Annotated in this window: 17 protein-coding genes; 13 read left to right on the top strand and 4 right to left on the bottom strand. The window is 62.0% G+C overall.

Features of this window, described 5'->3' with window-relative positions:
- Window positions 1-38 precede the first annotated feature (38 nt).
- The 8 genes from PPN31114_RS04945 (at window position 39) to PPN31114_RS04910 (ending at window position 8363) form a co-directional block, all read left to right on the top strand.
- Window positions 39-1112 (top strand): ABC transporter ATP-binding protein, encoded by a 1074-nt coding sequence (locus PPN31114_RS04945; protein ID WP_150678336.1) that lies wholly within the window; start codon window positions 39-41, stop codon window positions 1110-1112.
- Between the two features lie 89 nt (window positions 1113-1201).
- A complete protein-coding gene (locus PPN31114_RS04940) occupies window positions 1202-2947 on the top strand; it encodes an ABC transporter permease subunit (RefSeq protein WP_150678335.1) in 1746 nt (581 codons plus the stop codon).
- Between the two features lie 50 nt (window positions 2948-2997).
- Window positions 2998-4626 carry an AMP-binding protein gene (locus tag PPN31114_RS04935; protein WP_246182400.1) on the top strand — a complete coding sequence of 543 codons (1629 nt, stop codon included), beginning with the start codon at window positions 2998-3000 and terminating at the stop codon, window positions 4624-4626.
- Window positions 4627-4784: 158 nt separating this feature from the next.
- Entirely contained in the window at window positions 4785-5570 is a 786-nt protein-coding gene (locus tag PPN31114_RS04930) for an IclR family transcriptional regulator (protein ID WP_246182461.1), read from the top strand.
- A 476-nt stretch (window positions 5571-6046) separates the two neighbouring features.
- Window positions 6047-7273: a GGDEF domain-containing protein gene (locus PPN31114_RS04925; protein WP_150678334.1), complete on the top strand. Its 1227-nt coding sequence runs from the start codon at window positions 6047-6049 to the stop codon at window positions 7271-7273.
- 283 nt (window positions 7274-7556) lie between these two features.
- Entirely contained in the window at window positions 7557-7838 is a 282-nt protein-coding gene (locus PPN31114_RS04920) for a hypothetical protein (RefSeq protein WP_150678333.1), read from the top strand.
- Between the two features lie 7 nt (window positions 7839-7845).
- Window positions 7846-8058, top strand: coding sequence for a hypothetical protein (locus PPN31114_RS04915; protein ID WP_150678332.1), 213 nt, complete (start codon window positions 7846-7848; stop codon window positions 8056-8058).
- 110 nt (window positions 8059-8168) lie between these two features.
- Complete coding sequence (locus tag PPN31114_RS04910) at window positions 8169-8363, top strand: hypothetical protein (protein ID WP_150678331.1); 195 nt, start codon at window positions 8169-8171, stop codon at window positions 8361-8363.
- Window positions 8364-8513: 150 nt separating this feature from the next.
- Here the strand turns inward: PPN31114_RS04910 and PPN31114_RS04905 are convergent, their stop codons facing one another.
- A complete protein-coding gene (locus tag PPN31114_RS04905) occupies window positions 8514-8705 on the bottom strand; it encodes a hypothetical protein (RefSeq protein ID WP_150678330.1) in 192 nt (63 codons plus the stop codon).
- 186 nt (window positions 8706-8891) lie between these two features.
- Here PPN31114_RS04905 and PPN31114_RS04900 point away from each other — a divergent pair, with 186 nt between their 5' ends.
- A complete protein-coding gene (locus tag PPN31114_RS04900) occupies window positions 8892-9158 on the top strand; it encodes a hypothetical protein (protein WP_150678329.1) in 267 nt (88 codons plus the stop codon).
- A 53-nt stretch (window positions 9159-9211) separates the two neighbouring features.
- Here the strand turns inward: PPN31114_RS04900 and PPN31114_RS04895 are convergent, their stop codons facing one another.
- Window positions 9212-11836, bottom strand: a complete 2625-nt coding sequence (locus PPN31114_RS04895; RefSeq protein ID WP_246182399.1) for an autotransporter family protein — start codon at window positions 11834-11836, stop codon at window positions 9212-9214.
- A gap of 292 nt (window positions 11837-12128) precedes the next feature.
- On the opposite strand from PPN31114_RS04895, the gene PPN31114_RS04890 reads away from it, so the two are divergent.
- The gene (locus tag PPN31114_RS04890; protein ID WP_150678327.1) at window positions 12129-12506 is read left to right on the top strand and encodes a hypothetical protein; all 378 of its coding nucleotides are present in this window, start codon (window positions 12129-12131) and stop codon (window positions 12504-12506) included.
- A gap of 98 nt (window positions 12507-12604) precedes the next feature.
- The gene (locus PPN31114_RS04885; protein WP_150678326.1) at window positions 12605-13186 is read left to right on the top strand and encodes a fasciclin domain-containing protein; all 582 of its coding nucleotides are present in this window, start codon (window positions 12605-12607) and stop codon (window positions 13184-13186) included.
- On the opposite strand, the gene PPN31114_RS04880 is transcribed toward PPN31114_RS04885, so the two are convergent.
- Both PPN31114_RS04880 and PPN31114_RS04875 read right to left on the bottom strand, forming a co-directional pair.
- Window positions 13187-14725: an MDR family MFS transporter gene (locus PPN31114_RS04880; protein ID WP_150678325.1), complete on the bottom strand. Its 1539-nt coding sequence runs from the start codon at window positions 14723-14725 to the stop codon at window positions 13187-13189.
- Between the two features lie 140 nt (window positions 14726-14865).
- Entirely contained in the window at window positions 14866-15363 is a 498-nt protein-coding gene (locus PPN31114_RS04875) for a MarR family winged helix-turn-helix transcriptional regulator (protein WP_150678324.1), read from the bottom strand.
- 345 nt (window positions 15364-15708) lie between these two features.
- Between PPN31114_RS04875 and PPN31114_RS04870 the strand changes: the two genes are divergently transcribed.
- Both PPN31114_RS04870 and PPN31114_RS04865 read left to right on the top strand, forming a co-directional pair.
- A complete protein-coding gene (locus PPN31114_RS04870) occupies window positions 15709-16605 on the top strand; it encodes an N-acyl amino acid synthase FeeM domain-containing protein (protein ID WP_150678323.1) in 897 nt (298 codons plus the stop codon).
- 223 nt (window positions 16606-16828) lie between these two features.
- Window positions 16829-19846: a putative bifunctional diguanylate cyclase/phosphodiesterase gene (locus tag PPN31114_RS04865; protein WP_150678322.1), complete on the top strand. Its 3018-nt coding sequence runs from the start codon at window positions 16829-16831 to the stop codon at window positions 19844-19846.
- The last annotated feature ends 209 nt before the right edge of the window (window positions 19847-20055 follow it).

The raw sequence follows: 20055 nt of genomic DNA, 5'->3' as shown, positions 1-20055 counted from the left end.
CGTATGTCGTTAGCTGCACCTTGCCGGATGAGTCGAACATGAGTACCAAACTGGAAACTGTCGGTCTTGCCAAGACGTATCGCGAGACGCCCGCGCTGCTGCCGACCGACCTGCGGGTCGCGGCGGGAGAATTCCTCACGCTGCTCGGGCCCTCGGGCTCCGGCAAGACCACGCTGTTGCAGATGATCTCGGGGCTAGTCGAGCCGACGTCGGGACAGTTGCTGATCGACGGGCGCGACGCCACGCGCGACGCCCCCGGCAAGCGCGGTATCGGCATGGTCTTCCAGAGCTATGCGCTGTTTCCTCACATGAGCGTGTGGGAAAACGTGGCCTACGGGCTGCGCATGCGCAAGCTGCCGAAGGCCGAACTGGGTCCGGCCGTCGACGCCGCGCTGGCCATGGTCAAGATGCAGGCGTTCGCGCAGCGGCTTCCGTCGGAGCTCTCGGGCGGGCAGCAACAGCGTATCGCGCTCGCCCGCTGCTTCGCGTTCCGTCCGTCGATCATCCTGCTCGATGAGCCGCTGGGCGCACTCGACAAGAAGCTGCGTGAGCACATGCAGTTGGAAATTCGCCGCTTACATCAGGAGCTGGGTGCGACGTTTATCTACGTGACCCACGATCAGGACGAAGCGCTCACGCTGTCGGATCGCATTTGTCTGATGAATCAAGCGCGTATCGAACAGATCGGCACCCCGGCGCAGTTATACGACCGGCCCGCGACGCGCTTTGCCGCCGATTTTCTGGGGCATTCGAATCTGCTCGACGGTGTGGTCGAACGCCTGCACGACGGCCGTGTCGCGTTGCGCGTGGGCAGCACGCTCGTGCCCATTGGCCCGAGTGCCGATTTGCCCGCAGCCGGTGAGGCGAGTTTGCTGGTGCGCCCGGAAGCGGCACGCCTTACGCCGCCGGGCGACGGTGCGCTCGCGGGCACCATTCGCGAAGTGGTGTTCCTCGGCTCGGACACGCGCGCCATCGTGACGCTCGGCCACCATGCCGAAGGCACCGAGACGTCCGAGTTCACGGTGCGGTGCCCGCGCGAATTGTCGCCGCGCGTGGGCGAGCACGTCGGCCTGTCGTGGGACGACAGCCGTGCCACGTTGCTCACACGTTGACGCAGACGCTCACGCTGCACTCGCCGCACTCGCTGTGATGAGGCGCTTCCCGATATCCCGTAAGGCATCCGCCTAAGGAGTTTTTTGCCATGTGGCTTGTTCAACGCCTGCCTCAGGCGGGGCCCCGCTTTGCCTGGCCGAAGCGCTTGCAAGGCTGGTTACCCGCTTTGCCCGCGCTGCTTTTCCTCGCGGTGTTCTTCATCGTGCCGGTCGTCGAGATTCTGCAAGGCGGTCTGTACGATGCCGACGGCGTGCTCTCCATCGCCCAGTTCGCCCGCATGACGCATTCGGCCGTCTATGTGAAGGTGCTGGGTTCGACGTTCTGGATCGCATTTCTCACCGCCGCGCTCTCGGTGGCGCTCGGCTATCCGGTGGCGTATCTGCTCGCGCGCTTGTCGAGCCGCTCACGCGAGCGCTGGCTGCTGTGGATCGTGCTGCCGTTCTGGACGAGCTATCTCGTCAAGACCTATGCGTGGATGCTGCTGCTCTCCAAGACCGGCTTGCTCACCATCGTGGCGACGCATCTGGGCTTGATCGACGACGCGAGTACGCTCGCGCCGTCGCTGACCGGTGTGCTGATCGGCATGGTGCACGCCATGCTGCCGCTCGCCGTGATGACCATGCTGCCGATCATGCGCGGCATCAACATGCAACTGGTGCAGGCCGCCGAGACGCTCGGGGCCGATCGCGCGACAGGGTTCTTCACGGTGTTCCTGCCGTTGTCGGGGTCGGGGGCTGCGGCCGCCGGTTTGCTGGTGTTCATCTCCAGCTTGGGCTTCTTTATCGTGCCTGCGTTGCTGGGTTCGCCGCGTGAGTCGATGGTGGCGCAACTGGTCATCTCGTCGGTGCTGGAGCTCTTCGATTTGCGCTTTGCCGGGGCGTTGTCGACGGTGTTGCTGCTGTGTTCGATCGTCGTGTTCTATGTCTATGATCGTGTGGTCGGCCTGTCGTCGCTCGCCGGGGAAGCGCCGCAGCGTGCAGGCGGGCAGGGCGGCCGTTTGTTGCCTGTGCTGCTGGCGGTCGGGCGCATCGCAGGCAAGTTCGTGCCGAATTCGGGGCGCGCTGGGCATGGCGTCGGCTTGAAAGCCTATGCGTGGGTCATCGTGCTGGCGCTGGTGCTGCCCATTGCGTTCGTGGTGCCGCTCGCGTTCACCAAGCAGTCGTTCGTAGCGTTCCCGCCCGAGTTGTTCACGTTCAAATGGTTCGTGGCGTTCTTGGAATCGAGCGTCTGGCAATCGGCGCTGCTGCGCTCGCTGGGCGTCGGGTTTGCCACGGCGGCATTGGCGCTGGTGTTGGGCTTTGGCGCGAGTCTCGCACTCGTGCGCTTGCCTAGCCGCTGGCGCAAACCGCTCTTCGCGGTGTTTATCGCGCCGCTGATCGTGCCGCGCATCGTGGTCGCCGTCGGCTTGCTGTATCTGTTCGCGCGCTGGGAGTTGGCGGGCACGAATGCCGGTCTCGTCATCGGACACACGGTGCTGGCGATTCCGTATGTGGTGGTCACGCTCAGCGCAAGTTTCAAGCGCTTCGACTGGCGTCTCGACGACGCGGCCAAGATGCTCGGCGCGTCGGCGTTCACCCGCGTTCGCACCGTGTTGCTGCCTTTGCTGGCGGCCAGCCTCGGCTCGGCGTTCCTGTTCGCCTTCATCGTCTCGTTCGACGACCTGACCATCGCCATCTTTGTCTCCGGCGGTATCAACACCACGCTGCCCAAGCAAATGTGGGACGACATTCAACTGGCCGTCACGCCGACGCTGGCCGCCGTAGCCACCTCGCTGGTGTTCCTGATGGCGTTCTGTGTCTGGCTGTCTTCGATGTTCAAACGTAAGAGCTACTGATTCCCGCGGATTTCCGTATGTCTATGTCTAACGCTGCCCGAGTTGCGCCGATGAATGCGCCATCACATTCGAACACCGAGTCGAACACCCATCCGTACACCCGCTACTTTCCCCAACGCGCGAAAGGCGACCGGCTCGATGTCGTACCGCTGTTGATGGCCGGTCTCGCCGGGGGGCGCGAGGCGGCGTCGGTCACGCGTCCTGTCGTCGTCTACGAAGGCGACGCCATCGACCGGGCGCAAATGGCCCGGCGAGTGGCGGCGATGCAAGCGTGGTTTGCCGCGCAGGGCCTCGTGCCGGGCGATCGCGTGGCCGTGATGCTCGGCAATAGCGCCACGCAGGTGGCGCTGATCTACGCGCTAATGCTCTCGGGGCTCGTCTGGGTGCCGGTCAATACCCGCCTCAAGGGCGACGGCCTCGAATATCTGTTGGGGCATGCCAAGCCGAAGCTGCTGATCGCAGAGCCTGCGTTTGGCGAGGTGCTCGACGCGGCCTTGGTGCTCGCCGAACAGCAGCCGGGTCATCACGGGCCGAGCGTGGTCCGGCACTGGCTGAGCGATGTGCAGCAACAAGCCGCCGCGTTCGATGGGGCGGCACTGAACGCTGCGCCGGTCACGCCCGCGTCGGTGCTGTGCATCATCTACACGTCGGGCACGACGGGTGCGCCCAAGGGGGTGCTGTTCACGCACCGCATGATGCGTATCGCCAGCGAGGCCGCGATGCAGGTGGCCGATGCGGGTGACGGCGATCGTCTGTTCTTGTGGGAGCCGTTGTGCCATATCGGCGGTGCGCAAATGCTGCTGCTGCCGTTTTTGGCCGAAGTGGAAATGCATGTGGTGGAGCGGTTCTCGGCGAGCCGCTTCTGGCAGCAGTGCGAGACCGCACAGGCCACGCATCTGCATTATCTCGGCGGCATTCTCGACATCCTGATGCAGTTGCCGCGTGAGGCTCAACCGGCGCAGAACAGTCTGCGTGTCGCGTGGGGCGCAGGCGTTGCGGCAAGCGCTTGGCAGGCAACGCGCGAGCGTTTGCAGTGTGCTTTGCGCGAGTGCTACGGCATGACGGAATGCTCCAGCTTCGCCACGCTCAACGATACCGATACGCCGGGCTCGATCGGTCGCGCACTGCCGTGGCTCACGCTCGAACTGCTCGACGACGACGGCCAGCCGGTGCCCGACGGCGAACTCGGTGAGATCGTGTTGTCGAGCGATGTCGAAGGGGTGTTCCTGCCCGGCTATCTCGACAATCCGGAAGCCAGCGCCAAGGCATTGCGCGACGGCAAGCTCTATACGGGCGACAGCGCTCGCCGCAGCCCGGACGGCAGTCTGGTGTTTGTGGGCCGTCGCACGGACAGCATGCGGGTGCGCGGCGAGAACGTGTCGGCGTGGGAAATCGAGCGCGTGTTCGCGCGGCATCCGGCCGTGGCAGCGTGTGCCGCGATCGGTGTCGCGAGCGAAATCGGTGAGCAGGACGTATTGCTCTATGTGCAGTTTCGCGACGGGCAGGCCGTCGACTGGCCGACCCTCTGCGCATGGGCCGCAGACAAGCTCGCCAGTTATCAGCGCCCGCGCTACTATCGCGAAACCGAACGTTTCGAGACCACGCCGTCGGAGCGCATTCGCAAGCATCTGCTGTCGCGCGACACGTCGTCGGCATGGGATCAATCGTCGGTGAAGTGACGGGATGACGGGGGGGGGAGCGGGAATTTTAGAGTTATCGGCATAAAATAGACTGTTATTTTTATGAGATAATTCTCGCCTGATTGCCTTATTCCATCACGATCGTGGCTACCCAAAAAACTCCCCGTACCCGTGCCAAAACGGCAGCCGCCGACGACATGCCGGCGGCCGCTTCGAGCGAATCGACGTTGTACGTGCAGTCCGTCGAAAAGGCGATGAAGGTGCTCACCGCGTTCGATGGCTCGAAGCGCCATCTCTCGCTGTCCGAAATTGCGGCCGCTACTGGCTTCGACATCAGCGCGGCGCAGCGCTTCACGTTCACGCTCTCGGCACTCGGCTATTTGCTCAAAGATCCGCAGAGCAAGAAGTACGAACTCTCGCCCAAGCTGCTCGACTTCACGTATCACTATCTTGTCTCGAACGAGCTGGTGAGCCGTGCGGCGCCGTATCTTCAGCAGTTGGCGGCGGAGACCGAAGAAGCGACCAACCTGACCGTGCGCCTCGATACCGACATTGTGTTCGTGCTGCGGATCGTGAGCCGAAGTGTGTTCAATGCCAACGTGATCGTCGGCTCGCGGTTGCCCGCATATTGCACGGCGCCGGGGCTGGCGATGCTCGCGACGCTCGACGACGCCGAGATCGACGACATCCTCGCGCGAACGAATTTGGTGGAGTTCACGCCAGCCACCGTCTGGCAGCCTCGCAAGATCAAAGAGCGTCTCGCACGCATTCGCAAGCAAGGCTACGCGCACACCGAAGACGAGTACTTCATGGGCGATATTTCCACGGCGGCGGCAGTGGTCAACCTCGACGGCCGTGCCATCGGTGCCATCAATATCGCAGTGCCGCGCGTGCGCTGGAACGCCGGACGCGACGAGCGCCGTTTTGCCGATCTCGTGATTCAAACGGCGGGGGCTCTGTCGGCACGTCGGCGTCAGGATTAAGGCGGAGCAGACGCTGGGCGCTTGTGTGAGGCAATGTAAGGCGCGCTGAGATGCGCCACACATGCGCTTCAGCCAGTCGACTGGCCGACCGGTTGAAGTCTCAAACTGGCGTGCTAGAATCCCGCCCCATGGGTATGGAGCAGGGCTGAATTCCAAGGATTCCGAGATACCACGCAGGGCTTGCCACCGCATATCGACGGGGCGCCCAGGGAAGTGCGTGATACGCCACGGCCGATTGCGCCACGGTGTCGGAAGACCTCTAGAGAAACCGATGGCCGAACCGGGGCGGCCAGACGGTGCGCCAAACGAGGCGCGCAAGCAGCTGCGGTGCTTACCATCCCAACTCACAGGCGGTGCAAAGCACCATTGCCGCCGCCCCCGCGCCTTCAATCCGCGCGTCTGCATCGTGTCAGGGCTGTTGTTCGCTTTTTGCCCGCTTGTGCCCGACACGGCAGCGCACACCGGGGAATGGAGCTATGGCTCTGGGGTTGTCGTTGCCTGCGTTGGACCTGCCGACGCTGCAATTCGTCACTTTCTTGCTGAGTATTGCGACGGGCATTCTGTTCATGCTCGATGCGCTGCGTCGCGACGAGGCCGAGTCTCCCCGCTGGTGGAGTCTGGCGTTCCTGCTTGCCACCTTTTCTCCCATCCTCTATTTGCTGGCAGCCCGAAGCGGGCGGCTCGCCGTGCTTTACCCGTTGGGCAATGCGGTGGCCACGCTCGCGTTCGCGATGGTGTGGAGCGGCGCCCGGCGTTTTTATGGGCGCAGTGTCCAGTGGGTTGCCGTGTTCGGCGGCCCGGCGGTGTTGCTGTGGGGGACGTGGTTGTTTGCGCGTCCGCTCGACGCGTGGAGCGGCGGGGTGCTGTTCTTCTCGCTGCTGGCGTTGTACAGCCTGATGGCCGCCAAGGAGTTTTGGCAGGCGTCGGGCACACGGCTTCCCAGCAGCATCGTGCTGGCGGTGGTGGCCGTGTTGCATGGCAGCTTTTACACGGCGCGCGCCGTCGCGCTCGTCTGGCTCGGCCCCACCGATGCGCAGTTTCTTGCATGGTTCGGTGCGCAGGTGGCGACGACCGAGATGCTGGTACTGATCGTGGTGGCGAGCTTCCTGATGGTGTCGCTCGGCAAAGAGCGCTCTGAAATTGCGTTGCATCGGGCGGCCACGCGCGACGGGTTGACCCAAGCGTTCAACCGGCCGGAATTTACCCGGCTTGCGCGCGAGCAGATGCGCCGCCATGGCACGGCACGCACCCCGGTGGCGTTGCTGCTGCTCGATCTCGATCACTTCAAGCGAATTAACGATACGTACGGACACCCGTTCGGTGACACCGTACTGCTGCTGTTCGCGCGCACGGCAGCGCAGCAACTGCGCTCCGACGATATCTTCGGGCGCTACGGCGGCGAGGAGTTCGCCCTGTTTCTTCCGGGCGTGAGCGTGACAGAGGCGTTGACGATTGCCGAGCGTGTGCGTGAGGCATTCGAGCGGGCGGGGCGCACCGTGCAGGGCGAAGCGGTGGCGGCAACGGTGAGCATCGGTGTGGCCTGCGACGAGCGAGCGCGCGGCGAGTTATCGTCGCTGGTGCAACGCGCCGATCGGGCACTCTATCAGGCCAAAGCAGCGGGGCGTAACCGCTGCGTGCGATATGCGCCGGAGACGGCAATTACGATGACCGAAGCGCGCACACCGTTGCGCGCCACGGGGTAGAAATCCATTGCGGCGCCAAGGTTTACCGCGTATAAGTGTTCAATCGAACATCAAGTCTGACGTTTATCGAGCGTCGATCCTACCGATCTTTGCGAGACACTTCCGATCTCTGAATTTCTTGGTTGTCCGTCACCGATTCAACAGGTGTCCTTCGACATCACCCGCGGTCCGAAGGGGTTGCAGACTTCCAGTACCAAACCCTCCTGATCTCATTTCCTTTCGTTGTGCCTGCTCGGGCGCGTAATCGACGCCAGGGAGCGGTGCAGCGGTCGTCGGGGGCAATATGGCCTACGTCACTCCGTATTACAAGGGTTTCCGCCTGGAAACGTTGGTGTTTCGCGAGCAGGACCCCGATTCGACAGAGCGGAAACACGATCGGACGTTTGGCGTGTCGGTGAAGATTTCCCGCACCACGCTCGAAGATCTCACTCCATCGGGGGATTCACAGGTCTACCGGCTCCAGAGCCTTCCGTTCGACTCCATCGGGGAAGCACGGCGTGCAGGCAATGCTTACGCTCAGGCACTGGTCGATAACTTCGTTGACAGCGGGACGCCTGCCCTATGAGGTCGACATGCATCCGAACCCGAGCTGGTTTCTGTATGCGGACTATCTTCCCCCTGACCGTACTCGCTTTTTTTCCGTTGCCGCGATGACTTTTGTCATGAGGCTGCGCTACCGTGCCTACCGTGGCGCGGCGCGCGATCTCGTGCAGCGCTCGCGCATGGCGCGCTGGCTGCCCGTGCCGGTGAAGGCGCGCGTGTTGAATGCCGTGAATATTCAATAAGGCTGCACGATCCTGCGTGATCGATTGCGGCCAGTACTAAATCGCACGAGCACAACGAACCATCCGTGATCGTCGATCATTGTCATTGACCGACCGCTGAGGATTCAAGAATGCTGACCCTTTCGAAGCAAGCCATCGTGGCCGCCATTCAACGCATTGCCGATACCGGGCAGACGCGTCCTTCCGAAGCTGTGATCAATGCGCTACTGGCGCGGGAGTTGATTTGCCGCGTTGGCGAACGGCTCGAGCTCACCCAGTTTGGGCGCTCGTATTGCCGCTCAGAGCGTGCGCCGGCCTGGCGCTAATCACGCTAATCGCGTTAATTGCGTTAATCGAGGCCGGATAGACTCGAGCCCCCTCGAGCGCATCGGCGGGGGCCGCTGGACGCAAAGCCTATGCGGTCATTCGCACTGACCTTAGCGGGCATACGTGCCCGCTAAACGTATTTCAGAAGCTCAGTGCCATGCTGGGGTGTGCATCGATCGGCAGTAAGATTTGCCGTACGGCGTCACTTCGAGGCGTTGGCCGACCCGGCGAACCAGTTCCCGGGCGAGTAGCGCATCGATGACCGCGTCTGACGGTGCTTCGTCGCCTTTCGCGATCAGTGCGAGCGCGGCCGCAATGGCTTGTTTAGTGAGCGAAAGCATGGTTTTTCTCCTGATGCCGCCGTTTTAACGAGTATGCGCGCTATGACGCCGCATTGCTCGAAATCTTTATGGCCCGTTGCTTAACAAGCGACAGGGTTCGGCGTCAGAATGTTTTGATGCGCGTTGGCAAGCTGGCTTAATGCGGCTGAATGCGCAGCGTATGCCCAACCGCGCCGGGAGATCAGAATGGATCGCAAAAATCAGGGAATCGAAGCGCTTCCCGACGAGCAACGCGAACGTTTTCTCGCGGCATGTCTCGCCAGTGGTATTAACGTGAAGCGTTTAATCGTGACGGTGGAAACCAGCTATTCGGGCGAGGGCGATCTTGCGCAGGCCATTCACGATGTCTACGTGAGCGGTATGCGCCGCATTCGGCACTACCGGTCGCTAGTCGGCGAAGCGTCCTGGACGATACAGTTCGAACAGGACGCCCGCGCAGGCGTTTTTAAATAAGTCGCCAGTTTCGGCATATCTCGCTGCGGCGGCGATCAAACCGAGATTCCGGGTTACCAAGTCCAGCGCAGCCCCAGCGTGGCAGAAACGCTTTGTTGCCGCGTGTTGTCGAGTTGTGTGAGGTAGGCCAGCGTGCCGTAGACGCTCGCCGATTTGTTGAAGCGCCCGGCGACACCGATGCCGAATTGTGCCGACGTGCTGTTTGCATTCGTCACGATCGGTGTGGTGCCGCCGAAGACAACTCGCCCGTCGCTACCGAACGTGTGCAAGAGGTTGAACAGCAGGTAAGGGCGCAGCAGTCCGCGCGCGCCGTCGTAGTTGCCTTCGAGCCGTGCGCCGATACGCGCGAGCCACGCATTCGTGTTGTCGAACGCGACACTCGAAATGCTGTCGTTGAAATTATCGATCGACTGATGCTGCCAGATGATCTGCGCCTGTGGTTCGAGCGAGAGCGTAGCGGTCAGCGGGATCGGCCAGCCGGTTTCCAGCGAGGCTGCAATGGCCTTGCCGTTCACGTCGCGATTGAGTCCGCTGATCGGCCGCGTTTGGTATTGCAGCGCCGATGCCAGCACCACGGCGTCGGTGTAGGCGCCGCCCGGCATCACGTGAGTCCAATACAACCCGGCGCTATACATATCCAGCGACAGCGAACCCGCCGCCGTATCGTTCGTGCCGAGCGCAAACCCCTGCACGTCGCCAGTGGCGCGCGTCCATCCACCCAGAATGCCGACGTGGTCGCCATGGCCGCTGTCCGAGTGGCGCGCGAAAATATCGTGGCCGAGTTGCACGCCACCGATGTTGCCGTCGAACTGTGGTGTCACGTCGCCTTTCGAGCGCAGCTGTTCCGTTTGTCCCCACACGCGTACCCAGCCATCGGTGAGCCATCCGCGCTCATCGAGCAGCCCCTGCTGTCCCTGCCGTTCGTGAAACGTCGCGAGTTGCGCAAACCCGGCAGTACGGGCCAGATCCGGCATGACCGAATACACCGGCACTTCGACGCGATAGATCGGTGCGGGCGGATCGCCGGCCGGGAGCGCGGCTGGCGCGCCCGGACTGGCCGCCACCGGCGCAAGCACTTCCGTGACCGTGGCCCCCGAAACGGGGTCGGTCGTCGTGACGGTCGTGGTCACTGGCACGGTCGAGCGCAGATACCAGCTATTCGTACTGTCTGCCGTCGTGCCGCCTTTGTAGAGCATGTACGTGTATGCCCCCACGGAGACGGGCGCCCCCAGCGCAAAAGCCGACGCCGACGATGTCGCGCCGCCCACCGCACTCACCATCGGAATGCCGTTGCCGGTCGTGAGCGCACCGAGCCCGCCCATATTGTTCACATTGATCGACGTATTGCCGCCGATGACACCGCCGCTCACCGTGAGCGGGGCCACTTTCGACGTGTCGTCGCCTAACACCGTATCGATCGCGAGCGTGCCGCCGTTGCCCGTATAGTTGCCGACGATGGTGAGCGTGCCGTTGCCGCTGCCATCGCCCGGGTGCACCGTGCCTGCATTAGTCACGTTGCCGGTGAGCGTGCCGGTGCCGGTCAGCGTCGCGCCCGACGCAATCGTGGTAGTCGCGCCGCCCAGTGTGCTGGTCAGGTTGAACGTGCCGCTTTGAAGTTGGGCGGTGGTGAAGTTGCCGCTGCCGCTCCATGTCCAGTTGTCGCCTTGGGCAAGCAAGGTGCCGAAGTTGACGAACGCGTTGCTGGCCGTGCCGGTACCTTGCAGAATCAGCTTGCTGACCGCGCTCGCGCCGCCGTCTGCCGTGCCGACGATTTGCGACCCGGTTTGCAGCGTGAGCGTGTTCGATTTTGCGGCGGGGTTCATGTAAATGGCGGTGCCGACATTGCTCTGCACCAACCCCGCGTTGGTGATCGAGATCGTGCCGTTCACAGTGCGAATGCCATAACCTTGCTGGCTGATGATCTGGCCGCCCGCTTGATTCACGATCGAAGAGGTGAACCCCAGCGCAGTGTTCGAGACGACGGCGTCGCTGTTAACGCCGCGGGCTTCGATGTAGCCGCTGTTGGTGAAGTTGTTGTTATTCCCTTGCATGAACACCGTGAACGAGCGATTCGACGCGGTGCCGCCGGTCGTGAGCAACGTGCCGGAATTCGTCACCGTGCTTTGTCCGCCCACCACGCTCAACGCGCGACTGCCGCTGCCGTTGGCCGTGACAGTGCCCGTGTTGACTACGGTGCTATACAGCCCGAGGCCCGAGGCTTGCCCCCACGCCACGGTCATGCCGTCCGCATTTGGGCCGGAGACGGTTATGGTGCCGTTGTTCGTCATCGTTCCGTGATTGCCGTTGATGGCCATGCCATCATCTGACGCACCGTTCGCCGTGATGACGCCCGTCGAGGTGTTTATCAGCGTGTTGTAATCGTGATTGCCCAGCATTGCCGCGCCGCGTCCAGAGGCCGCCGTGCCAACGATGCTCACGGTGCCTGAATTGGAAATCGTGCTCGACGAGTCGACGGTAATGGTCGCCACGTTGGGCGTGGTCCGCGTTGACGAGATCGTGGCCCCTTGCTGCACATTGACCGTCACGTTGGTGCTGCCGGTCTGCGCAGCCACGACGCCGTCGGTCCCGGTGCAGGTGACCGTTGTGCCGCTAGCAGGGTTGACGTTATCGCACGCCGCTTTAGCACTGCCGATCAGGCAAAGCAGCGATATTGCCAATATCACTGGCTTGCGAGGGAAGGGGCAATGCGCAGCGTTACATTTCTCGGAATCATTTATTGATGTTTTCATTTTCCGCACTCCCGCAGTATTTTTTTAATTCATGGGAACATCCGAGTGTTTGGAAAATATATTGAAAAACAGGCGATTACAAATTTCTTGTTGTTTTGTTAGTACGAATTGTAAGGAGTTGTTACGTTAAGAAATTCTAAATATTGTATGAATGAAAACCGTTCGTATTATTAATAAATTTATGTGAATATTTAATAAATTAATAAGGAGTTCAACGTATATGCCATCGTCCGTGCGTAATTCGTTGCTTTGGATTTTCGATGCTTTTGAGCGCGACGAGACGTTCATTCACAAGCGAATGTTCGGCAGTGATGCGGCGTATGTCGGCGGCTTGTTGTGTCTGATTGCGGCGGATCGCGAGCCGCCGTGGAGTGGCTTACTCGTTTGCACGTCGCAAGATCGCCATGCCGCGTTGATCGCGGAAATTCCCGCATTACGCACGCATCCCGTGCTGGGGAAGTGGTTATACGTGCCGCAATCAGACCCGGATTTTGAAACCGCCGCTCACACGCTGACGGCGTTGGTGTTGGCAGGCGATGCGCGCATCGGCGTCGAGCCAAAACCGCGCAAACGAAAATCGGCAAAGAAGAAAACGTAGGCGGCGGATATTTCTTTCGCGGCATGCATCCGGCATCTGCACCCACCCGTATGTCCTAGTGCTTCCAACGTGCGAAGCGCCACGAATCGGGTGAAGGAATGAAGACTTTTCAAGTATCCGGGCTGACCGGTGTTGTGCTTGCGATCGCCGTTGTCATGGGCGGTCAAGCCGTGACAGCATCGGCGGCGATGGACGGTGACAAGACCGTCATGGTAGGCGGTGCGGCGATGTACCCGTCGAAGAACATCATCGAGAATGCCGTCAATTCGAAAGATCACACGACGTTAGTCGCGGCAGTCAAGGCGGGCGGGCTGGTCGACACGCTCTCCGGCCCTGGCCCATTTACGGTCTTCGCGCCGACCAACGAGGCATTCGCGGCGCTGCCCGCAGGCACGGTCGATACGTTACTTAAGCCGGAAAACAAGCCCACGCTCGACAAAGTGCTGACGTATCACGTCGTGGCCGGTCGGCTGACCGCTCAAGATTTGATGAAAGCGGTGAGCGACGGCGGTGGCCGCGCGACGCTCAAGACGGTCGAAGGCGATTCGCTCACTGTGATGCAAAAGGGCAACCATCTCACGGTGACCGACGACAAGGGTGGCGTTGCCAATGTCACCATCGGCAACGTCATGCAGTCCAACGGCGTGATTCACGTCGTCGACAAAGTGCTCATGCCCTGATCAGTCGGCGGCCACGTGAACCATTTCCTCGACTTCGCCCGGCTGCTTTTTCTTCATGCGAATAAACAGCAATAACGGCATGACGAGCAGCGTCAGAATCATCATCAGCTTGAAGTCATCCAGATAGGCGATCATCGCTGCCTGCCGGGTGACTTCGGCGTTGATGGCGGCGATGGCCGCCGAGCCGTACGTTTGCGCGTACGCTTCCAGCCCTTGCGTGAAGGGCGTGATGTGCTCCGAGAGCACCGCGTGATTGACCTGTGTGTTCTGCGTGAGCAGCGTCTGCACGACCGAAATGCCGATACTGCTGCCGATGTTGCGCGACAGACTGTAAATCGCCGCACCGTCGGCACGTAGGGCACCGGGCAACGTGGCGAACGTCACCGTGGTGAGCGGCACGAACACGAATCCCAGCCCAAAGCCCTGAATGACGCCCGGCCAGACGATGTCGGACGGACTCAGCGTCGTGGTGTACCCGGCCATCAGATACAGCGAATAAGCGGTCAGCGCAAAACCGAAGCCCAGCAGATAGCGGACGTCGACCCGGCCGACGAGCCGCCCGACGATCAGCATCGCCGCCATCGTGCCCGCGCCCGACGGCGCCGTCACCAGCCCGGTGAGAATCGCCGGATAGCCGAACAGGCTTTGCAACATCGGCGGGAGCAGGGCGCGCGTCGCGTAAAGAATGATGCCGACCACGAAGATGTAGATCACCCCCGTGTTGAAGTTGCGGTCGCGCAGCAAGGCGCGGTTGAAGAACGAATTCTCGTCGGCCGTCCACGTATGCACGATGAAGTATGCGAAGCAAATAATCGCGCCAAGCATCTCCAGCCAGATTTCCGTCGAGCTCAACCAGTCTTGCTGTTCCCCACGATCGAGCAGCAACTGCAATAGCCCGATCGCCAACCCGAGCGTGACGAAGCCCATCGCATCGAACTTCCCGGCTTTTTGCTCAGGCGGTTCTTTGAGATACGCGGCGATACCGAGGAACGCGATCAACCCGATCGGCAGGTTGATATAGAACACCCAGCGCCAGTTATAGCTGTCGGTGAGCCAGCCGCCGAGCGACGGCCCGAGAATCGGCCCAACCATCACCCCCATGCCGAACACCGCCATGGCCGAGCCATGCTTGTGCGGCGGATTGATGTCGAGCATGGTCGCCTGCGAGAGCGGCACGAGCGCCGCGCCGCAAATGCCCTGAAACAGGCGCGCGGCCACAATTTCAGTGAGCGACTGCGCCATGCCGCACAACGCCGAAGCGATCGTGAAGCCCGCCACCGACCACAGGAACACGCGGCGGCGCCCGAAGCGCGCACAGAGCGCGCCGGTCAGCGGCGTCGCAATGGCGGCGGCGACGATGTAGGACGTGAGTACCCAGGTAATCGAGTCCTGCGAGGCGGACAGGCTGCCTTGCATATGGGGCAGGGCAACGTTGGCGATGGTGCTGTCGAGCGTTTGCAGCACCGTGGCGAGCATGACGGAAATACTGACGAGCGCGCGATGCTTGTTGGCGTCGCCAGCGCTTTGCGGGGAAGACACGGTATTACCTCGGGTGGAATGCGTTGTCGCTTTTGTTGTTTTGGCACCGCGTGCGGTGCGTTGGCCCGCCGAATGTCGGCCTTCGGCGGGTGGTCTCCTTCACGGCTCCTTCGAAATTCCTGAAACTCCTCAAAAAATCCTTATTCCGTCGTTTCGTCCGCCTGTCTCGCCGCGGACGGTGTGGAAGGCGGGCAGGCCGCCTCCGCGCGCGTCAGATTCGTCAGCACTTTGCCTAGCAGGCGCGCGAGCTCGGTGCGCTCGGCCGGCGTGAGATCGGCCATGGCATCGCGCTCGACCATGGTGGCGAAGGCGACGATGGTGTCGATCTTGGCTTCCGATGCCTCGGTCAGATAGAGCAAGTGGGCGCGCTTGTCGTTGGGGTCGCGCTCACGCCGCACCAACTCCTTTTCTCTGAGCCGGTCGAGCAGTCGGACGAGTGCCATCGGGGTCAACTCCATGCGTTCGGCCAGTTCGGCCTGTGTCTGTACGCCATACCGGTGCAGCATGACCAGCACTCGGCTTTGCGCGCGGGTGAGGTCGAAATTGCCCCGGGCGCGCCGGTCGAACAGGCGCGAGTGCACCCGTGCGACGTCGTGCACGAGCGTTCCGAAGCGGGACGACCAATCGATTTTCGGCATTGCAGGCTCACACCGGCAGCACGCCACCGGCAGATAAATTGATAAACACGTTTATCATTTTGCCAGAGACTCTCATCGAGCGGCAACTGTGGCAAATAGGTGACATGTGGACGGCGCGATGGCCGTGGCAGGGGCGTGCGGGGCGCGTTTCGCTCGGCGCGACGGGCGTTCCCGGGGCGGCGACTGCGGGGTATTACGGTCAACCAACGAAGGCGTAAAAAGTGTAAGGAAAATAAGCACTTGACACATTGCTTCGGCGGAACAAGAAAGGAATGGTGCGATGCGTTAGGCGTGAGCGCCATAGCGTGGCACCTAGCCCTTTTTTGACCCTAAGGAGTGTCAATCATGTTTGACCTTTCACAAGCTTCCGACGTCCTCTCGATTACCGAAGCCAACGATTCGCCCGTTCACCGCCTGCCGGCCAGTTCGGTGGCAGACCAAAAGACCCGTGTTATGCCGTCGAGCGTCGCCGACTTGACCGGTATGCGCGAGGAGTCGCTGCCGTTCATCGTCACCATCGCCAGTGACGAAACGGCTTTGCGCGACGCAGTAGCAATGCGTCAGGCGGCGTATGGCCGTCATTTGCCGGACCTGGCCGCGACGTTGAGCGAACCGGAAACGAGCGATCGCGAGCCCGGATCCATCGTGCTCGTGGCGCGCGCCCGGTTGGACGGCGCCGTCATCGGCACCATGCGCATTCAGACCAATCGCTATCAGGCACTGCATTTGGAAGACTCGGCACCGTTGCCTGAATGGCTGGGCGACGCGGCGCTGGCGGAAGCCACCCGGTTGGGCGTGGTGGCAGGGCCGGTTGGCCGGGCGGTGAAGACGGCGCTCTTCAAGGCGTTCTATCAGTACTGCCTGCTGTCGCGTATCGACTGGATGGTGATCACGGCGCGTCCGCCGCTGCATCGTCAGTACGAAGCGCTGATGTTCGTCGACGTTTTTCCTTCGCAGGCCTTGATTCCGATGGCGCACGTGGGCGGCATCGGTCACCGGGTGTTGGCGCTCGATGTGGCCAATGCACGTACGCGCTGGCAAGCCGCCGGTCATCCGTTGTTCGGTTATATGTGCCTCACCCATCATCCGGACTTGCGTCTGGGGATGCCGGAGATGGATGACCTTGCCTCGGAAATGGGGGCAGCACCGGGCGAAGCCAGTGTTGGCGCGCATTTGCGGGATTTATCTTTTGGTGCCGACGCGGTAGGATGCGTACCAACAGGCTACAGCCTGGCGGTGTAATGCCGTTATTTCAACTAACGTTGCCCCGGTTTGCGCTTCGACGCGATGTCGACGCGGCCGGCGGTGGCGAGCAGGACGGGTGCGAGACGCCTGCCCATGCCGGCCATATCCATGGGCCGGCATGGGACAGGGGCCGACCCGGCTGGCAAGGCGGGCTCATTGGGGCTCGCCTTGTCGGCGTACCACGCGGGGGCGACCAACGAAATAAGGGCACAAAAGGCATATGGCGGGGGATCTCGGCAACGAGCGTGACAATCACGGCCACCATGCGAACGATCTTGCCGACGAGCTAGCCAATTTTGGCAGCCCACGGCGTCGTTGGCGTGTAACGGCGCGTCTCGACGAGCTGTTTCGAACCGTTTCTCTGTATGCCGTACCCGTGGCGATCATGCTCGTCTCGGGCATCGTGCTGCTCTTTCAGGACAGTCAATACGCCGTGCGCGGCGCTGTGCCGCTCACTTTTCAGGCGCAGGGCGATCTGCCCGCCACGCTGGGACCGCCGATGGTGCAAAGCGCCCTCGAGCACGCGCCCGACGTGAGTCAATACAGCACCCATTTATCTGAAGCGCCGGTTTGGTTTCGCGTGAGCGTGCCGCCGGTCGACGACGAGCAACACACCGTTATCGAGTTTCCGTCGCGTCACGCGCAAACGCTCTCGTGCTGGCGAAATCCGGACGCGCCCGCCATCGGCCGCGCCGACCGAGGCGACGTGAGCGGTGCCTTCCGGGTATCGAAAGCGGGCTTTGCCATCGACTTGGGCAAACTTACCGCGCCTGTCACGTTGCTTTGCGAGGGCACCTTCTCCGGCCCCGCACACCTGACGCTCACCGCTTGGCCCGCCAGCGAACTGCGCGTGTCGGAAAAGGAATTCCACCGCAGCAACGGGCTGCTCGAAGGCGGGTTGCTCACGCTCTCGGCGTTTGTGCTTGTGACCGCCATCATCAATAAGGAATGGTTATATGTGCTGTTCGCCGCGTGGCTGATCGGGAATTTGCGGCTCGCCGCGAACTCGCTTGGCGCCGACACGCAGTGGCTGGAGCGCGCGATTCCGACCGAATGGGATGCGCTGGTGCGCAAGGCGACGTTCGCTATCTATTACGTCCTCACGTATTCGCTGTTCACCCAACTCTTCAAACGCGAGCTGCTCCGCATCGGCATGAAGTGGCTCGTGATGATTCTCCAGTGGGCGGGTGTGGTGTTGTGCTGCGCGGCCATTGCCTTGCCGTACGCCCATTTCATTCCGGTGCTGTGGGCGGTCGCGGCGCTCGGCATCGTGATCGTGTTGTTCCTGCTGGTGCGCATTCTCGTGGTGACGCGCTCGCGGGTGGCCATTTGGTACAGCGCGTCGCTCGCCATCGTGCTGTTTGCGACATTCTCGGAAGTGATTGCCGCCGCGTTCAACGCGCGGGCGCTGTCGACCGCGCTCAATAGCGTGACGGCGGCGTTGTTCTCGAGCCTGATGGCGGCGCTCGCCATTGCCGAGCAAATGCGCGCAGAACACCAGGGCAAGCTCGAAGCGCAGGCGGAACTGCGCAATGCCTACGACGTGACGCCGGTTGGCCTGTTCACGCTCAACGACGAGGGCGTGTTTGTGCGGGGCAACGCCGCACTGCACACCATGCTTGGCATTCCCAGCACGGAAGGGCGGTCGTACCGGTGGGATCAATTCTTCGGTCACAACACGTGGCGCATGTTGCTCGACGTGGCGCAGCACAGCGACGAATCGGAACTGGAAATTCTGTCGCTGCCGCGCGACGACGGCCGCACGAGCCGGTATCTCGTGAAGGCGATCTTCGCGGACGGCCGTATCGAGGGCTCGTTGCAGGACATTACCGAGCGCGCCCGGACGATGGAGCAACTGCGCTATTTGGCCGAGAACGACCCGTTGACTGGGGTTTCGAACCGGCGCGGCATCGAGAAGTCGCTCGGTGAGGCGATTCGCACGCTGTCCGATTCCCGCCCGGCGGCGCTGGCCTATCTCGACCTGGACCGCTTCAAGCTCGTCAACGATCTGTTCGGTCACGCGGCGGGCGACGAAGTGTTGCGTCAGGCGTGCGATCGCATGCGCGCGCGTCTGTCGGCCGACCAGAGTGTTGGCCGTACCGGCGGCGATGAATTCATCGTGGTATTTCGTGACGCCACCATTAAGGAGGCGGCTGCGGTGGCGCGCCGGTTGGTGGATGCGATTGCCGGCGAGCCGTATCAGATAGGCGAGCGCGCATTTCAGGTGCGCGCATCGGCCGGGGTGATCGAACTGACGACCGACATGCGGGTGCCCGACGCGATCTCGTCGGCCGACCGTGCGTGCCGCGAGGCGAAGAAGAGCCGTCGGGAACTGGTGGTCTATGAGCGTGGCGCAGCGGCGTTTCGCGAGCGGCTGGCGGAGCTGCGGCTCATCGATGCGCTCGACGCGGGCCTCACGCCGAACACGTTGTTTCTCGAAATGCAACCGATCATGGAGATGGCGGCCCCCAGCGGTTCGCTCAACTTCGAGGTGTTGCTGCGCATGCGCGATGGTGACGGCAATATCGTCCCGGCGTCGCGGATCATCAGTGCCGCAGAGGAAAACGGCACCATCGGCATGATCGACAAATGGGTGCTCACGAATACGCTCACGTGGATCGATCTGAACCGCGAGCGCCTGTCGAAGACGCAGTTCGTTTGCGTGAACCTCTCGGGGGCTTCGCTCAACGACGAGCATTTCATCCGCGATATCTTTGCGACGCTTGCGGCGCACGAGCGGGCCGTCGAGTTGTTGTGCATCGAAATTACGGAAACCGTGGCGTTGCACGATCTGGACAACACCCGCCGGTTCGTCGACCGCATTCACCAGATGGGCGGGCGTATCGCGCTCGACGACTTTGGTGCGGGCTTCAGTTCTTTCTCCTATCTCAAGGATCTCGCCGTCGACGCGATCAAGATCGATGGGGCGTTCGTTAAAAGCATGGCGGCGCATCCGGCCAATCTGGCCATCGTCGAAGCGATTGTGGCGCTTGCCAAGAATCTCGGCATTCGCAGCGTGGCCGAGTGGGTGGAGGACGCCGCCACGCTCGAAGCGCTCTCCGAACTGGGTGTCGACTATGTGCAAGGTTTCTTGATTGCACGCCCGCAGACGCCCGAAGCGATACTCGCTGCCGAGTCGGCGGCGAGCTTCGTGCGCGACCCGCAACTGGCGGCGTTGCTCGTGGAACTGGGGCAGGCGTATTACCCCAGCGAGCGCGGCAGCACAGCGCTGCACTAGATACGGGCATGACGGCAGCAAGCGCGCGTATGAAGCGTGTTTGCTGTCGCCATTGCCTGCATTTGGCGCAATGCTCTATTTCTCACGAAATTTCAATTCGGCCGTCTGCGCACGGCGCCGATTGTCGCGAAACCCCACAAATACAGGGCTTTTCGCTGTCAAGCCACCTCCATCGAATCGTCATCAGGGCGTAACCCAACGTAAGAATT

Source organism: Pandoraea pneumonica, assembly GCF_902459645.1.
GTDB classification, from domain to species: domain Bacteria; phylum Pseudomonadota; class Gammaproteobacteria; order Burkholderiales; family Burkholderiaceae; genus Pandoraea; species Pandoraea pneumonica.
The sequence above is the reverse complement of the archived record's forward strand: the minus strand, read 5'-3'. Positions and strand labels throughout refer to the sequence as shown.

Excerpts from the sequence above, each read along its gene's own strand:
- PPN31114_RS04945 (WP_150678336.1), top strand. The coding sequence starts at position 39 with ATGAGTACCAAACTGGAAACTGTCGGTCTTGCCAAGACGTATCGCGAG.
- PPN31114_RS04940 (WP_150678335.1), top strand. The coding sequence starts at position 1,202 with ATGTGGCTTGTTCAACGCCTGCCTCAGGCGGGGCCCCGCTTTGCCTGG.
- PPN31114_RS04935 (WP_246182400.1), top strand. The coding sequence starts at position 2,998 with ATGAATGCGCCATCACATTCGAACACCGAGTCGAACACCCATCCGTAC.
- PPN31114_RS04930 (WP_246182461.1), top strand. The coding sequence starts at position 4,785 with ATGCCGGCGGCCGCTTCGAGCGAATCGACGTTGTACGTGCAGTCCGTC.
- PPN31114_RS04925 (WP_150678334.1), top strand. The coding sequence starts at position 6,047 with ATGGCTCTGGGGTTGTCGTTGCCTGCGTTGGACCTGCCGACGCTGCAA.
- PPN31114_RS04920 (WP_150678333.1), top strand. The coding sequence starts at position 7,557 with ATGGCCTACGTCACTCCGTATTACAAGGGTTTCCGCCTGGAAACGTTG.
- PPN31114_RS04915 (WP_150678332.1), top strand. The coding sequence starts at position 7,846 with ATGCATCCGAACCCGAGCTGGTTTCTGTATGCGGACTATCTTCCCCCT.
- PPN31114_RS04910 (WP_150678331.1), top strand. The coding sequence starts at position 8,169 with ATGCTGACCCTTTCGAAGCAAGCCATCGTGGCCGCCATTCAACGCATT.
- PPN31114_RS04905 (WP_150678330.1), bottom strand. The coding sequence starts at position 8,705 with ATGCTTTCGCTCACTAAACAAGCCATTGCGGCCGCGCTCGCACTGATC.
- PPN31114_RS04900 (WP_150678329.1), top strand. The coding sequence starts at position 8,892 with ATGGATCGCAAAAATCAGGGAATCGAAGCGCTTCCCGACGAGCAACGC.
- PPN31114_RS04890 (WP_150678327.1), top strand. The coding sequence starts at position 12,129 with ATGCCATCGTCCGTGCGTAATTCGTTGCTTTGGATTTTCGATGCTTTT.
- PPN31114_RS04885 (WP_150678326.1), top strand. The coding sequence starts at position 12,605 with ATGAAGACTTTTCAAGTATCCGGGCTGACCGGTGTTGTGCTTGCGATC.
- PPN31114_RS04875 (WP_150678324.1), bottom strand. The coding sequence starts at position 15,363 with ATGCCGAAAATCGATTGGTCGTCCCGCTTCGGAACGCTCGTGCACGAC.
- PPN31114_RS04870 (WP_150678323.1), top strand. The coding sequence starts at position 15,709 with ATGTTTGACCTTTCACAAGCTTCCGACGTCCTCTCGATTACCGAAGCC.
- PPN31114_RS04865 (WP_150678322.1), top strand. The coding sequence starts at position 16,829 with ATGGCGGGGGATCTCGGCAACGAGCGTGACAATCACGGCCACCATGCG.